The 13766-nt window shown below is 59.2% G+C and carries 14 protein-coding genes; 6 read left to right on the top strand and 8 right to left on the bottom strand.

Features of this window, described 5'->3' with window-relative positions; all coding sequences use genetic code 11:
• Nucleotides 1-51 precede the first annotated feature (51 nt).
• Both HYX42_RS20530 and HYX42_RS20525 read right to left on the bottom strand, forming a co-directional pair.
• On the bottom strand, nt 52-231 hold the full coding sequence (locus HYX42_RS20530; protein ID WP_293406637.1) for a DUF2256 domain-containing protein: 180 nt from the start codon (nt 229-231) through the stop codon (nt 52-54).
• Between the two features lie 10 nt (nt 232-241).
• Entirely contained in the window at nt 242-1024 is a 783-nt protein-coding gene (locus HYX42_RS20525; protein WP_293406635.1) for a GntR family transcriptional regulator, read from the bottom strand.
• A 192-nt stretch (nt 1025-1216) separates the two neighbouring features.
• On the opposite strand from HYX42_RS20525, the gene HYX42_RS20520 reads away from it, so the two are divergent.
• The 4 genes from HYX42_RS20520 (at nt 1217) to acnB (ending at nt 6605) form a co-directional block, all read left to right on the top strand.
• Nucleotides 1217-2203, top strand: a complete 987-nt coding sequence (locus tag HYX42_RS20520; protein WP_293406633.1) for a malate dehydrogenase — start codon at nt 1217-1219, stop codon at nt 2201-2203.
• A gap of 118 nt (nt 2204-2321) precedes the next feature.
• Nucleotides 2322-3296 carry an aldolase/citrate lyase family protein gene (locus HYX42_RS20515; RefSeq protein WP_293406631.1) on the top strand — a complete coding sequence of 325 codons (975 nt, stop codon included), beginning with the start codon at nt 2322-2324 and terminating at the stop codon, nt 3294-3296.
• 47 nt (nt 3297-3343) lie between these two features.
• A complete protein-coding gene (locus tag HYX42_RS20510) occupies nt 3344-3934 on the top strand; it encodes a hypothetical protein (RefSeq protein ID WP_293406629.1) in 591 nt (196 codons plus the stop codon).
• A 43-nt stretch (nt 3935-3977) separates the two neighbouring features.
• Complete coding sequence (acnB, locus tag HYX42_RS20505) at nt 3978-6605, top strand: bifunctional aconitate hydratase 2/2-methylisocitrate dehydratase (protein ID WP_293406628.1); 2628 nt, start codon at nt 3978-3980, stop codon at nt 6603-6605.
• A gap of 130 nt (nt 6606-6735) precedes the next feature.
• Here acnB and HYX42_RS20500 read toward each other — a convergent pair whose 3' ends face one another.
• From HYX42_RS20500 to HYX42_RS20475, 6 genes are all read right to left on the bottom strand, one after another.
• Nucleotides 6736-7398 (bottom strand): HNH endonuclease, encoded by a 663-nt coding sequence (locus HYX42_RS20500; protein WP_293406626.1) that lies wholly within the window; start codon nt 7396-7398, stop codon nt 6736-6738.
• A gap of 53 nt (nt 7399-7451) precedes the next feature.
• On the bottom strand, nt 7452-7826 hold the full coding sequence (locus tag HYX42_RS20495; protein ID WP_293406624.1) for a transcriptional regulator: 375 nt from the start codon (nt 7824-7826) through the stop codon (nt 7452-7454).
• A gap of 7 nt (nt 7827-7833) precedes the next feature.
• Nucleotides 7834-8127: a type II toxin-antitoxin system HigB family toxin gene (locus HYX42_RS20490; protein WP_293406622.1), complete on the bottom strand. Its 294-nt coding sequence runs from the start codon at nt 8125-8127 to the stop codon at nt 7834-7836.
• Between the two features lie 153 nt (nt 8128-8280).
• Entirely contained in the window at nt 8281-8682 is a 402-nt protein-coding gene (locus HYX42_RS20485; RefSeq protein WP_293406620.1) for a hypothetical protein, read from the bottom strand.
• 26 nt (nt 8683-8708) lie between these two features.
• A complete protein-coding gene (locus HYX42_RS20480; protein WP_293406617.1) occupies nt 8709-9209 on the bottom strand; it encodes a pyridoxamine 5'-phosphate oxidase family protein in 501 nt (166 codons plus the stop codon).
• Between the two features lie 123 nt (nt 9210-9332).
• Nucleotides 9333-10154 (bottom strand): helix-turn-helix transcriptional regulator, encoded by an 822-nt coding sequence (locus HYX42_RS20475; protein WP_293406615.1) that lies wholly within the window; start codon nt 10152-10154, stop codon nt 9333-9335.
• 158 nt (nt 10155-10312) lie between these two features.
• On the opposite strand from HYX42_RS20475, the gene HYX42_RS20470 reads away from it, so the two are divergent.
• Nucleotides 10313-10726, top strand: coding sequence for a hypothetical protein (locus tag HYX42_RS20470; RefSeq protein ID WP_293406612.1), 414 nt, complete (start codon nt 10313-10315; stop codon nt 10724-10726).
• Nucleotides 10727-10850: 124 nt separating this feature from the next.
• Entirely contained in the window at nt 10851-13766 is a 2916-nt protein-coding gene (locus HYX42_RS20465; RefSeq protein WP_293406610.1) for an aconitate hydratase, read from the top strand.

The following is a 13766-nucleotide window of genomic DNA, read 5'->3' as shown; positions in this document are numbered from 1 at the left end:
TTGTTGGTATTTATCCGGGTTTCAGGTTGACCGGGTCGTCAAGGCGGGCTTTCAGGATGCCAGCGGATTTACCGGTCTGGAGGGTCTGTGTTTGCCCGCACGGCACGCGTCCGAGCAGTATTTGACGTCATCCCAGTTTTTGGCCCAGCTCTTGCGCCACACCATCTCCCGCCCGCAGGCGATGCAGGTCTTGCTGGGCAAGGCTGCCTTGTTGCCCTTGAAGCCTGCCATGGACCGGCGCTCAGTTCAGCGTGTTGTGATAGTGGTGCGTATCGGTGCGGTAGTAACCGCGGCGCAGTTCCATCGGTACATCCTGATAGGTGTAGGCAATGCGCTCAACGCTGAGAAGCGGCGCGCCGTGCGGTACTTTGAGCAGCAACTCACGACCGTCAATTGCGGGTTCTGCGCGAATTTTTTCCTCAGCCCTGACCATGCGTACGTTGAACTCGGTTTCAAAGAGTGCATACATGGGGCCGTGGTAGTTGGCCAGGCGCTCTGCAGTCAAACCCTTGAACGGTGCAGCCGGCAGCCAGATGTCTTCAAGAATGGTGGGCGTTCCCGCAAAGCTGAGGACGCGGCGTGCCTGAAGAACAGAGTCACCGCTGCGCAGGGCCAGTGCGCGCGCAATGTCGGCAGGGGCACGCAGGCGGCGGCAGTCAATAATCTCCCGCTGCGCAGGGCCTTCACTGCCGGGTGACCCGCTGTCGGGCACCAGCTTGAGAAAACGGAACTGGACGGTCTGCTCGGCATGTGTGGCGACAAACGTGCCCTTGCCCTGGCGGCGCACCACAAGGTTGTCGGTGGCAAGTTCATCAATCGCCTTGCGCACCGTGCCCTGGCTGACGCGGTAGCGCGCAGCGAGATCCATCTCCGAGGGGATGGCTTCGCCGGGCTTCCACTCGCCGGACTGCAGGCTTTGCAATATCAGGCCCTTGATCTGCTGGTACAGCGGGCTGAAAGCAGGCGTTGCCCCTGCAAAATCATCAGCAGAAGGCGCGGTCGGGAAGGGTGGAACGGCGGCCATGGTTTTGTATGAAAATGTTTGTCAATCATATCTTATATAAGACATAAGACAAATTGACGTTTACCCTTTTTCGGGCGTAAAATCTTCGGCTGAACCAGCGCTCCGGCTGGCGTGTTGCTACATGCCAAACGCCGCATTTCACATCCCGATCTTCCAGATTTCCAATCTAACCAACTTGAAAGTCCTTCAATCATGAGCAAGAAACCCGTCCGCGTTGCAGTTACCGGTGCAGCTGGCCAAATCGGTTACGCACTGCTGTTCCGCATTGCATCCGGCGAAATGCTGGGCAAGGACCAGCCCGTGATCCTTCAATTGCTCGAAGTGCCGGTTGAAGGCCCGCAAAAAGCGCTCAAGGGCGTCATGATGGAACTCGACGACTGCGCTTTCCCGCTGCTGGTCGGCATGGAAGCCCACAGCGACCCGATGACCGCATTCAAGGACGCTGATTACGCACTGCTGGTCGGTTCGCGTCCCCGCGGCCCGGGCATGGAGCGCGCAGAGCTGCTCGCCGTCAACGGTGCCATCTTTACGGCGCAGGGCAAGGCCCTCAACGCGGTTGCCAGCCGCAATGTCAAGGTGCTGGTCGTCGGCAACCCCGCCAACACCAATGCCTACATCGCCATGAAGAGCGCGCCTGACCTGCCACGCAAGAACTTCACCGCCATGCTGCGCCTGGACCACAACCGTGCGGCCAGCCAGATCGCTGCCAAGACCGGCAAGGCCGTGGCCGATATCGAAAAACTCACCGTCTGGGGCAACCATTCGCCCACGATGTACGCCGACTACCGCTTCGCCACCATCAATGGCGAGAGCGTTGCCAAGATGATCAACGACCAGGAATGGAACGCCAACACCTTCCTGCCGACCGTGGGCAAGCGCGGCGCTGCCATCATTGAAGCGCGTGGCCTGTCTTCAGCTGCTTCTGCTGCCAACGCCGCCATTGACCACATGCGTGACTGGGCGCTGGGTACCAACGGCAAGTGGGTCACCATGGGCATTCCTTCGGATGGCCAGTACGACATTCCCAAGGACGTCATGTTCGGTTTCCCCGTGACCTGTGAAGGTGGCGAATACAAGCTGGTCGAAGGCCTCGAGATCGACGCTTTCAGCCGTGAACGCATCAACAAGACCCTGGACGAGCTCAAGGGCGAACAGGACGGCGTCAAGCACCTGCTCTGATAAGCCCCGGCAACAGACCTGACCTGAGCCTAGAACTTGTACCCACTGTGCTCATGAGCGGCTGGCATCCATCGCTCTACAGCTGTTTCTGCTGCCTCTGCCTGAAGGGCCTGTCGCAATGAATCCGCGCCAGGTACTTCTTGGTGCGCAGGCCGCCTCGACCATGCTGCCGGTCTGCGACCACTACAGCGGTGTTGAGGCGCGCATGCGCAAGAGCCTGCAGTTGCAGGCAGAAATGATGGAAGAGTTCGGCGCCTGCGTTTTTGACGTCACGCTCGATTGCGAAGACGGCGCGCCTGTTGGCGGCGAGGCCGAGCACGCGGCCATGGTGGTGGCGCTGGCGGCACTGGCTGCAGACAAGGCGCGCGTGGCTGTGCGCGTGCATGCGGTAGATCACCCGGCATTTGAATCCGACATCGCGGTGATTGCGGGCAAGCTGTCGCGCCACCTGTGCCACATCATGGTGCCCAAGGTCGAGTCGGTGGATGACGTGGTGAGGGCTGAAAAAGCGCTTCTGGCGGCTTCGGCGCCAGACCTTCCGCTTCACGTGCTGGTCGAGTCCCCCCTGGCAGTGCGCAATGCGTTTGACATTGCCGCGCATCCGCGTGTGCAGTCCATCAGCTTTGGGCTGATGGATTTTGTTTCCAGCCACGGCGGCGCGATTCCTGCGGACGGGATGAGCGGGCAGGGCCAGTTCACACATCCGCTGGTGGTACGCGCCAAGCTTGAAATTGCGTCTGCCTGTCATGCTTACGGCAAGGTGCCGTCACATTGTGTTGTCACCGAGTTCAAGGACACTGCCGCCATGGCCAGCGCCGCCCGCCGTGCGTCGCGTGAACTGGGGTACACCCGCATGTGGAGCATCCATCCGGACCAGATCCGACCGATTCTCGAAGCCTTTGCCCCGGGCGAAGGCGAGATTGATACCGCTACAAAAATAATAGCTGCTGCCGTACGTGCCGATTGGGCGCCCACCAGTTTTGACGGAACGCTGCACGACCGTGCCAGCTACCGTTTTTTCTGGCAGGTGCTTGAACGTGCACACCAGACGGGCCGGGCATTACCGGAGGAGGCTCAGGCATATTTCGCCTGAGGCATTCACCAACCTTTCCACACATGCCGATCATTTCAAGGACACCCATGAAAAATTTTCTCACCGCTGCAATGATTCTTGCTGCCCCTGCCGTGGTTCTGGCGCAAACTGCGGCACCTGCCGCTCCTGCCAAAGCCGCCGCCAAACCGGCTGCCAAGCCAGCCGCAAAGAAAAGCCCCGCCGAAGTCAGGCGCTCCGCCTTGAAGGCGGTTGAAGAGGTGACGCCGATTGACGATGACCCGAACGTCAAGCTCACCGAAGCCGACCTGGAAATTGCCAAGCGCGTGTATGTGGGTGTCATCCCCTGTGAACTGGGCGCCAGCGTCACCATCACCGCAAGCGAAAAGCGTCCCGGCTTTTTCGTCGTGCAGACCAAGGGCGCGCGTTTCAGCATGCACCCGGTTGAAGCCCGTACCGGTGCCGTCCGTCTTGAAGACCCGCGTCGCGGCGCGCTCTGGATCCAGCTGGGCAACAAGTCCATGCTGATGAGCCAGAAACTCGGCACGCGTCTTGCTGACGAATGCATGAGCCCGGTCCAGATGACGATGGCGGAAGACCTCAGGAAAAACCCGGTTCCAGGCCTGCTCGATTGGCCGGTGAAGCCCGCTTCTGCTGCCACTGCCACTGCCGCCAAATAAAAAAAGCATTGCCCTCACGATTTTGATTACAGGAGAAGCCCGCATGTCAGCCGAAACAACCAGCAGTTTTCTGCAAACCTACCGCAACCACGTCGCCGAACGTTCGGTGCTCGGCATCCCGCCGTTGCCACTGTCCGCAAAGCAGACCGGTGAAGTCATCGAACTGCTCAAGAACCCGCCCAAGGGTGAAGAAGCATTTCTGGTTGAACTGATCACGCACCGCGTGCCTGCCGGTGTTGATGCGGCTGCCAAGGTCAAGGCCAGCTACCTGGCTGCGGTGGCGCACGGCACTGAAAAGTGCGCGCTGATCTCGCGTGAAAAAGCCACGCAGCTGCTGGGCACCATGCTGGGCGGCTACAACATCAGCCCGATGATCGAATTGCTTGACGACGCTGAAGACAGTGTGGCCACGCAGGCCGCCAGCGGCCTGAAGAACACCCTGCTGATGTTCGACCAGTTCCATGATGTGCAGGAAAAAGCCGCCAAGGGCAACAAATACGCCAAGGCCGTGCTGCAAAGCTGGGCCGATGCCGAGTGGTTTACCAGCCGCCCTGAGGTGCCTGAATCCATCAAGCTGACGGTCTTCAAGGTCGCCGGCGAGATCAACACCGATGACCTCTCGCCCGCACCTGATGCCTGGAGCCGCCCCGACATCCCGCTGCACGCACTGGCCATGCACAAGAATGCCCGCCCCGGTATCACGCCTGAGGAAGACGGCAAACGCGGCCCGGTCAAGTTCATTGAAGAACTCAAGGCCAAGGGCAATCTTGTCGCCTATGTGGGCGATGTGGTCGGTACCGGGTCTTCACGCAAGTCAGCCACCAACTCCGTGTTGTGGTTCACCGGCGAAGACATTCCTTTTGTGCCTAACAAGCGTTTCGGTGGCGTCTGCCTGGGTTCGAAAATCGCCCCGATTTTCTACAACACCATGGAAGACTCCGGCGCACTGCCCATCGAGCTCGACGTGAGCCAGATGGCCATGGGTGACGTGATCGAGCTGCGCCCCTACGAGGGCAAGGCCCTGAAAGACGGTAAGGTGATTGCCGAGTTCAAGCTGAAAAGCGACGTGCTGCTTGATGAAGTGCGTGCTGGCGGTCGTATTCCCCTGATCGTTGGCCGTGGCCTGACCGCCAAGGCGCGTTTTGCGCTGGGCCTGCCTGTGTCCACACAGTTCCGTTTGCCTGTGGCACCGGAAGACAACGGCCGCGGCTTCACGCTGGCGCAGAAGATGGTTGGCCGTGCTGTTGGCCTGCCAGAAGGCCAGGGCGTTCGCCCCGGTACCTATTGCGAACCAAAAATGACGTCTGTGGGTTCGCAAGATACCACTGGCCCGATGACGCGCGACGAGTTGAAAGACCTGGCCTGTCTCGGTTTCAGCGCAGACCTCGTTATGCAGTCCTTCTGCCACACGGCGGCTTACCCCAAGCCTGTCGACGTGAAGATGCACCACGAACTGCCCGAGTTCATGAGCGACCGTGGCGGCATTCCGCTGCGCCCGGGTGACGGCATCATCCACAGCTGGCTTAACCGCATGCTGCTGCCCGACACCGTCGGCACCGGCGGCGACAGCCACACACGTTTCCCCATCGGCATTAGCTTTCCTGCGGGCTCCGGCCTGGTGGCTTTTGGCGCAGCCACCGGCGTCATGCCGCTGGACATGCCAGAATCGGTGCTGGTGCGCTTCAAGGGCGAAATGCAGCCCGGCATCACCCTGCGTGACCTCGTCAACGCCATTCCGCTCTACGCCATCAAGGCAGGCCTGCTGACGGTGGCCAAACAGGGCAAGAAGAACATCTTCTCGGGCCGCATTCTTGAAATCGAAGGCTTGCCAGACCTCAAGGTCGAGCAGGCGTTTGAACTCAGCGATGCATCCGCAGAACGCTCTGCCGGCGGCTGCACGGTTCACCTGAACAAGGAACCCATCATTGAGTACATCACCAGCAACATCACCATGCTCAAGTGGATGATTGCTTCGGGTTACTCCGATGTTCGCACCATCAACCGCCGCATCGCCGCCATGGAAGCCTGGCTGGCAGACCCGAAGTTGCTCAAGGGCGACGCAGATGCCGAATACGCAGCCGTCATCGAGATCGACCTCGCCGACATCCACGAACCCATCGTGGCCTGCCCGAACGACCCTGATGACGTGAAGACGCTGTCCGATGTCGCCGGCGCCGTGATCGACGAAGTGTTCATCGGCAGCTGCATGACCAATATCGGCCATTTCCGCGCAGCGTCCAAGCTGCTCGAAAACAAGCGCGACATTCCCGTCAAGCTCTGGATGGCGCCGCCCACCAAGATGGATGCCAGGCAGCTGACCGAGGAAGGCCATTACGGCGTTCTGGGTTCTGCCGGTGCGCGTATGGAAATGCCGGGCTGCAGCCTGTGCATGGGCAACCAGGCGCAGGTGAAAGAGGGCGCCACGGTGTTCTCTACCTCGACCCGCAACTTCCCCAACCGCCTTGGCAAAAACTCCAATGTGTATCTCGGTTCTGCCGAACTGGCTGCGATCTGCTCCAAGCTTGGCCGCATCCCGACCAAGGCCGAGTACATGAGCGACATGGGCGTGCTGACCGCATCCAGCGACCAGATCTATCAGTACCTGAACTTCGACCAGGTCAAGGATTACACCGATATGGCAGATACAGTCAAGGATGGTGTGGCGGCTTGATTTTTATATCAACACCACACAAATGAAAATGCGGCCTTCGGGCCGCTTTTTCATTACTAACGATTTAGAAAATTCGTACGCTATCTGTCACGCGACACAGACGTGTTCGATACTCATTTTTATATCGGAGTTAAGTTTTTGAAGGAAAAAGATTGCTTTTCCCGATATTGCAAACGTGACAAAGAATTTGTAGATTTTCACAAACCGTTTCACCGCCCTCACTCCATGGCCTTATGTGATCCACGTGAAGCGTGGCACCATTTCGCGCCTCAACACCGCATAGCTGGCATCGTGCACCATCTCGCATCAGCACTAAGGCGCGTAACCGCCAGTTGATATTTCGTGGGGTACGGTGATTCTGCGATTGGATGACGCTTTTCGAGGCCATCTCAGGAGAAGCTCCTTCATTGGCCCACGCAACAAATGCCTCTAGCGCTCTTCGCCAAGTAGCAAATCGTTTCTCGTAAGTTCCAGCGGAGAACGACGAAGTGTTCTTTGTAAGGTCTTGATATTTGGGCTGACGGCCAAGCTTAAGCCAGACCGTAACGAGATTTTCGAACAACTGCTCATTTGTTAGGTGTAAATTCCGGGACTTCTCTAGACCTGCCGCTTCAAGAGCCTTGAACCAAGATCCAAAGCGTCGGGCGAGCGTTGTACTGTGAAATTTTGCATGTTCGTTGAATTGGTCAATCGTTACGGTGCTTCGTTTCAAGAACACGGCCACACGCCTTAACTCGTCGAGTAGTTGTTCGTTTGTTAAATCCCGATGATGTGGCTCTAGTTCGAATTGCATACGTATAGAAAGAGTGAGGCTTCAATGGATGGCTGTCGCAATACTGAGCAGTTTCAAGCCACCTGCCGTAACTCATACCCAGCAATCAACAAATCTGCAGGCAAACCAAGCCCCGCTGACAAACGCCGAATCATTTCCAGTGACAAGGGACGCACACGGTTAAGAACTTCGGCGACGCGGGCGCGTGAGCCTATGTAGGGCTCCAGGTCTTTGCGGCTTAGTTGGCGCGCTTCCATTACATGCAGCAACAGGCTGACCGGATCTACTTTCGGGACTGTGATGTGCTTTTTTTCATACTCTTCGACCAGCAGGCTGAGTACCTCCAACTCGTCAGCTTCAGGCGATTTTGGTTTTGCGTCCCACACTGCATCTATGCGTTGCATGGCGGCGCGGTAATCTGCTTTGGTACGGATGGGGTGAATATTCATGATGTCCTCACACGGTAACGGCGTTGATCTGGTCATATTGACGATGGGTTCCTACAAAGCGGATGTAAGCGATCTGGCGGTTGTAGTGCATCGCCACCACCAGCCGATAGTCGTTCCCCTTGATGTTAAAAACTACGCGATTCCCTGCTACAAAACTGGCGTTGCGATAGGCTGCTTTCACCTCTGAGGGTGATGCCCAATGGACGCGGCTGACAATGGCGTACCACGCACTCAGTGGCTCCAATGCGTCTGGATGTTTTACCCAGAAGTCACGAAGTGTGCTTAAAGCAATAACCCGCATCGGTGAACTCTATCATGTTCCCATTTGGGGATCAATAGTTGTAGTTCTAATGCGTCATTCGCGCACTCGGGCCAACTTCAGTTTCAGAGCGCGAATCACAGATGCAAAAAAGGCCTCGCGATTGTCGCAAGGCCTTTTTTCGGCCGGCGTGGGCTACAAACCCGCAGGCAACGGATCGACAATCCGCAATTCCGACCCGTCTACAAAACGTACATACCAGAAGTCGTGCGTCTCGGGCACATTCGGGCGCACATAACTCACGTTGCCCGGCGCGATATAGACAGTGCTGGCCCCATCCTCGGGTGTCGTTGCAAGGTAGTGCCGCATCGCACCTACCAAACCTGGGCTTTTCAACCCAGCGGCAATTGAACTCACTACCGTACCCACAGATTCGGTGACCGCATTGACCACAGTACCCTGACCCAGCAGTTGAATGGTGGTTTGGCCGAGCAGGTCGGCGCGGGAAGCTTCCACAAACAGCACAGCCTCCGGGTTGATGCGCAGATCGTCCGGGGCTGTGGGGTCAGTTGCCTTGTTGAAGGTGAGAAAAGTCATGGACTGTTTTCTCTTACTTCAGGGTTTCAGGAAACACTGAGTTCCTTGTGTTCACCGAGTTTTTTCGGCGGCTCGCCCGTGATGGCCGCCTTGGCCATTTTGGCCAGTTGCACCATCTTGCTGTCGCTGACGTCCCAGTACTCGGCATGGCCTATGGCTACCTGCAACAGTGCCAGATCAGGGTCGGTCGCGCCGCCTGGAAACCATGCTTTCGCTATCGCGTTGAAAAGAGCTTCCTTCTTGGCCTGGTCTTCCAGAATCGTGGCCGTGCCTGAAACCGACACATAGCTGTCGTCACCGGGGTCTGCATAAGAGACATTGACATTGCCGTCCTGCAGGATGCGCTGGCCCAGCTCGCTCTTGCGGGAAATGAAAAAGTAGAGGTTCGCACCTTCGTCGTCCGACTTGTTTTGCGTCGTCAGCGGGTGGCTGTGCAGTTCGCCGTTGGCGTGGCGGTGCGTCAGCATCCCGAACTTGATGTCCTTGATGAGGTCCCACAGGGTGTGCTGGTCGGTCTTGCTGCTCATTGGTTTGCTCCATTGATTGAGTGGTTGATGTTTCACTCTAGGATGCGCTCCAGTGCCCCTGCATCAGCGGTGGACGGCGCAGGCTGTCAGTCATGACCGACAGCGGCATCACTCACATAGTCCTCACAGCGACTGCAAAACCTGCCGTGTGAAATCGTCGGCTGGAAAAAAGGTTTCCAGCGCCAGTTCCTGCAGGGTCACGTCAACGGGTGAGCCGAAGATGGTGGTGGTGCTGATCAGTGACAGCACGCCATGCGGTGTGCGGAATCTCAAAGGCATCACCACGCCCGCGTGTTCGCCATCCAGCGTATCAGCGCTGGCGCTTGCTGGCACAGGGTAAGCCTTGAGTTCTGCCAGAAGTTCAATCAGCACTGGGTCTGCCGTTGCGGCAATCTGCTGCCGCGGGCGCTCGAAAAGATGGGTGCGCCACTGCACGATGTTGACGATGTTGCCTGCAATGCCTTTGGGGTGCAGGCTCATCCGCAGCACGTTCATGGGCGCCTGCAGAAGTGATGCGTCGGCACCTGCCATCAATGGTGCCACCATGCGGTTGGCGGCGATGAGGTTCCAGTGCCGGTCAACTGCCAGAGCAGGGTAGGGCTCGTGGCTTTTGAGTATGAGTTCCACCGCCTGCCGTGCTGCGTCCAGCGCCGGGTCGGCCAGCGGGCGTTCGCGGTACATGGGCGCATAGCCTGCAGCCACCAGCAGCGCATTACGCTCGCGCAGCGGAATGTCCAGGCGCTCTGTCAGGCGCATCACCATCTCGCGGCTGGGCACCGACCTGCCGGTCTCTACAAAGCTCAGGTGGCGGGTAGAGATATCGGCCTCCTGCGCCAGGTCAAGCTGGCTCAGGCGCCGGTGCTGCCGCCAGTGACGCAGGTGGTCGCCAAAGGCCTGTGGTGTGCTGCGCGCGGCAGGGCGGCTGTGGTGGGTGGATGCACTCATACCGACATGGTAAGGCCGCTTCGGCATGCCTTCCATTACCTCCCGCGTCATGGCTTTTGGCGTGCATGGCATCCATGATTTGCGCCATGACGCAGCGCCTGACGGCCCGATGCGCCACACCTCCTCCCACCGGCTGTCATCATTTCAAGGAGTTTTAAATGTCTTCCAGCTCTGTCTTTTCACATCCCAACTTCATGCGCAATGTCTTGCGGGTTGATGCGCTGTCTTGCGTCGCCTGCGGCCTGCTGCAGGTGGCATTTCCGGCGCAGATGGCGGAATTGCTTCGCCTGCCTGCATCGCTGCTGGCCTGGACCGGCGAGTTTTTGCTGGTCTATGCGGCCGCTGTGGCCTTTGTGTCCACCCGCAAGCCCACGCCGCGCAATGTGGTCTGGTTGCTGGTGGCTGGCAATGTGGGCTGGGCCGCTGCCGGTGTATTGCTGTTGGTCAGCAGCAGTGTGCAGCCCACAGTGTTTGGTGCGGCCTATGTGATCATGCAGGCGCTGACGGTGGCCGTGCTGGCAGAACTGCAGTATTTCGGCCTCAGGCGCACCGCCTTGCAGCCTGCCTGGTAGGTCCCCAGGGCTACCTGTGAAAGCGAATAACGCACGTGGTGGTTGGGTTAAGCGCGGTTGATATCGCCCTGATGGGCGCCCAATGACAGAATGGGGGTTGTGGTTCAATAAAAAGGAGTCTGCCTTGGCCAAGTCCCCCACCCCACCCAAATCCTCCGCCCCCGCCGGTCACGCTTTCAAATCGACCTTCAAGTCCTTCAAGACGGCATCCGGCAAGACCGGCAACCTTTTCTCGCTGCCGGCGCTGGCCAAACAGTTTCCCAACGTGTCCCGCCTGCCGGTGTCCATGCGCATCGTGCTGGAGTCGGTGCTGCGCAATTGCGACGGCAAACGCGTGACGGCAGAGCATGTGGCCGAGCTCGCCAACTGGAAGCCCAACGCCGCCCGCACCCAGGAGATCCCCTTTGTCGTCTCGCGTGTCGTGCTGCAGGATTTCACCGGCGTGCCGCTGCTGGCTGACCTGGCGGCCATGCGCAGCGTGGCTGTCAAGCTGGGCAAGAACCCCAAGCAGATCGAGCCGCTGGTGCCGGTCGACCTGGTGGTGGACCATTCCATCATGGTCGACTACTACGGCAAAAAGAATTCGCTTGACCTGAACATGAAGCTGGAGTTCCAGCGCAACAACGAGCGTTACGAATTCATGAAATGGGGCATGCAGGCCTTCGACACCTTTGGCGTCGTGCCGCCGGGCTTTGGCATCGTGCACCAGGTCAATCTTGAGTACCTGGCGCGCGGCGTGCACAGGACGGCAGACAACGTCTATTACCCCGACTCACTGGTCGGCACCGACAGCCATACCACCATGATCAACGGCATTGGTGTCGTGGCCTGGGGTTGCGGCGGCATTGAGGCCGAAGCCGCCATGCTGGGCCAGCCGGTTTATTTCCTCACGCCTGACGTGGTCGGCTTTGAGCTGACCGGCCGCCTGCGCGAAGGCGTGACGGCCACTGACCTGGTGCTGCGCGTGACCGAGCAGTTGCGCAAGGAAAAAGTGGTCGGCAAGTTTGTCGAGTTTTTTGGCGAAGGCACACGTACGCTGTCACTACCCGACCGCGCCACGATTGGCAACATGGCGCCCGAGTACGGCGCCACCATGGGCTTCTTCCCCGTCGATGAAAAAACCATCGACTACTTTGTCGGCACCGGCCGCACCAAGGCCGAGATCGAGGCCTTCGAGGCCTACTTCAAGGCGCAGGGCCTGTTTGGTGTGGCCAAGGCCGGCGACATCGACTACTCGCAGGTGGTCAGGCTCAACCTCGGTGATGTGACGCCCAGCCTGGCCGGCCCCAAGCGCCCGCAGGACCGCATTGAACTGGGCAACGTGGCCACGCAGTTCTCGTCGCTCTACAGCAAGCCCATTTCGGAAAACGGTTTCAACCAGCCTGAAGGCATGCTCAAGACTCGCCATCAGGTGCGCCACAGCGACGATGGACGGCTTGACACGCTGCCTTCCGCGCCGCCCACGCCCGTGGGCGCGGCAAGAACAGTGGTCGAGATGGAGGGCAACCGGCCGACCATGGCGCATGCACACTCCACGAGCAACGCGACTGCGGTCGCACCCGCAGCACCGGCGTCGCAATCGGCAGAAGGCATCACCGTGGGCAATGGCGATGTGCTGATCGCCGCCATCACCAGTTGCACCAACACCTCCAACCCCAGCGTGCTGCTGGCGGCCGGCCTGCTGGCCAAGAAGGCGGTCGAGGCGGGGCTCAAGGTGCAGCCGCACATCAAGACTTCGCTGGCGCCCGGCTCACGCATCGTGACCGAATACCTGACCGAAACCGGCCTGTTGCCTTACCTTGAAAAGCTGGGCTTTGCGCTGGCGGGGTACGGCTGCACCACCTGCATAGGCAATGCCGGCGACCTGACGCCCGAACTGAATGAAGCCATCACCAAGAGCGACCTGGTGTGCGCGGCCGTGCTGTCGGGTAACCGCAATTTCGAGGCGCGCATCCATCCCAACCTGAAGGCCAACTTTCTGGCCAGCCCTCCGCTGGTGGTGGCTTATGCGATTGCCGGCACGGTGATGCGCGACCTGATGACCGAGCCAGTTGGCAAGGGCAAAGGCGGCAAGGATGTTTACCTTGGCGACATCTGGCCGACCACTGAAGAAATCCAGAAGCTGCTGAAGTTCGCCATGAACGGCAAGGCCTTCCGCGAGAATTACGCCAAGGTCAAGTCCGAGCCGGGCAAGCTCTGGGAAAAGATCAAGGGCGTCAAGGGCAATGCCTACACCTGGCCAAAAAGCACTTACATCGCCGAGCCGCCGTTTTTTGCAGACTTCACCATGGCTGTGGGTGCGGAAAGCAGCGTGGCCGTCAATGGCGCGCGCGTGATGGCGCTGTTTGGCGATTCCATCACCACCGACCACATTTCGCCGGCCGGCTCCATCAAGGCGTCGTCGCCTGCAGGCCAGTGGCTGCAGGCGCACGGCGTTATGAAAGCCGACTTCAACAGCTATGGCGCAAGGCGCGGCAACCACGACGTGATGATGCGCGGCACCTTCGCCAATGTGCGCATCAAGAACCTGATGATCCCGCCGGATGCCAGCGGTTCGCGTGAAGAGGGCGGCGTGACGCTGTTCCAGCCGTCGGGTGAAAAAATGTTCATCTATGACGCGGCCATGAAGTACATCGCCGAAGGCACACCCACCGTGATTTTTGCGGGCGAAGAATACGGCACCGGTTCGTCACGCGACTGGGCTGCCAAAGGCACGCAGCTGCTCGGCATCAAGGCTGTGGTGGCGCGCAGCTTTGAGCGCATACACCGCAGCAACCTGGTCGGCATGGGCGTGCTGCCGCTGCAGTTCAAGCATGGCGAATCGTGGCAGCACCTCAAGCTGGACGGCACTGAAACGATTGACGTCATTCCCGACCAGAAGCTCACGCCGCAGAGCGACGCAAAAGTCATCATCACCCGCGCCGACGGCTCACGCCAGGAGGTGGTGGTGACGCTGCGTATCGACACACCCATCGAGGTCGACTATTACCGCAACGGCGGCATCCTGCCTTACGTCCTGCGCCAGCTTCTGGCGGCATGA

This window comes from Polaromonas sp. (genome assembly GCF_016185115.1).
In the GTDB taxonomy this organism is placed as follows: Bacteria; Pseudomonadota; Gammaproteobacteria; order Burkholderiales; family Burkholderiaceae_C; genus Polaromonas.
Note: the sequence above shows the minus strand (reverse complement) of the source record. Positions and strands in the feature narration are given on the sequence as shown.

Excerpts from the sequence above, each read along its gene's own strand:
- HYX42_RS20530 (WP_293406637.1), bottom strand. The coding sequence starts at position 231 with ATGGCAGGCTTCAAGGGCAACAAGGCAGCCTTGCCCAGCAAGACCTGC.
- HYX42_RS20525 (WP_293406635.1), bottom strand. The coding sequence starts at position 1,024 with ATGGCCGCCGTTCCACCCTTCCCGACCGCGCCTTCTGCTGATGATTTT.
- HYX42_RS20520 (WP_293406633.1), top strand. The coding sequence starts at position 1,217 with ATGAGCAAGAAACCCGTCCGCGTTGCAGTTACCGGTGCAGCTGGCCAA.
- HYX42_RS20515 (WP_293406631.1), top strand. The coding sequence starts at position 2,322 with ATGAATCCGCGCCAGGTACTTCTTGGTGCGCAGGCCGCCTCGACCATG.
- HYX42_RS20510 (WP_293406629.1), top strand. The coding sequence starts at position 3,344 with ATGAAAAATTTTCTCACCGCTGCAATGATTCTTGCTGCCCCTGCCGTG.
- acnB (WP_293406628.1), top strand. The coding sequence starts at position 3,978 with ATGTCAGCCGAAACAACCAGCAGTTTTCTGCAAACCTACCGCAACCAC.
- HYX42_RS20500 (WP_293406626.1), bottom strand. The coding sequence starts at position 7,398 with ATGCAATTCGAACTAGAGCCACATCATCGGGATTTAACAAACGAACAA.
- HYX42_RS20495 (WP_293406624.1), bottom strand. The coding sequence starts at position 7,826 with ATGAATATTCACCCCATCCGTACCAAAGCAGATTACCGCGCCGCCATG.
- HYX42_RS20490 (WP_293406622.1), bottom strand. The coding sequence starts at position 8,127 with ATGCGGGTTATTGCTTTAAGCACACTTCGTGACTTCTGGGTAAAACAT.
- HYX42_RS20485 (WP_293406620.1), bottom strand. The coding sequence starts at position 8,682 with ATGACTTTTCTCACCTTCAACAAGGCAACTGACCCCACAGCCCCGGAC.
- HYX42_RS20480 (WP_293406617.1), bottom strand. The coding sequence starts at position 9,209 with ATGAGCAGCAAGACCGACCAGCACACCCTGTGGGACCTCATCAAGGAC.
- HYX42_RS20475 (WP_293406615.1), bottom strand. The coding sequence starts at position 10,154 with ATGAGTGCATCCACCCACCACAGCCGCCCTGCCGCGCGCAGCACACCA.
- HYX42_RS20470 (WP_293406612.1), top strand. The coding sequence starts at position 10,313 with ATGTCTTCCAGCTCTGTCTTTTCACATCCCAACTTCATGCGCAATGTC.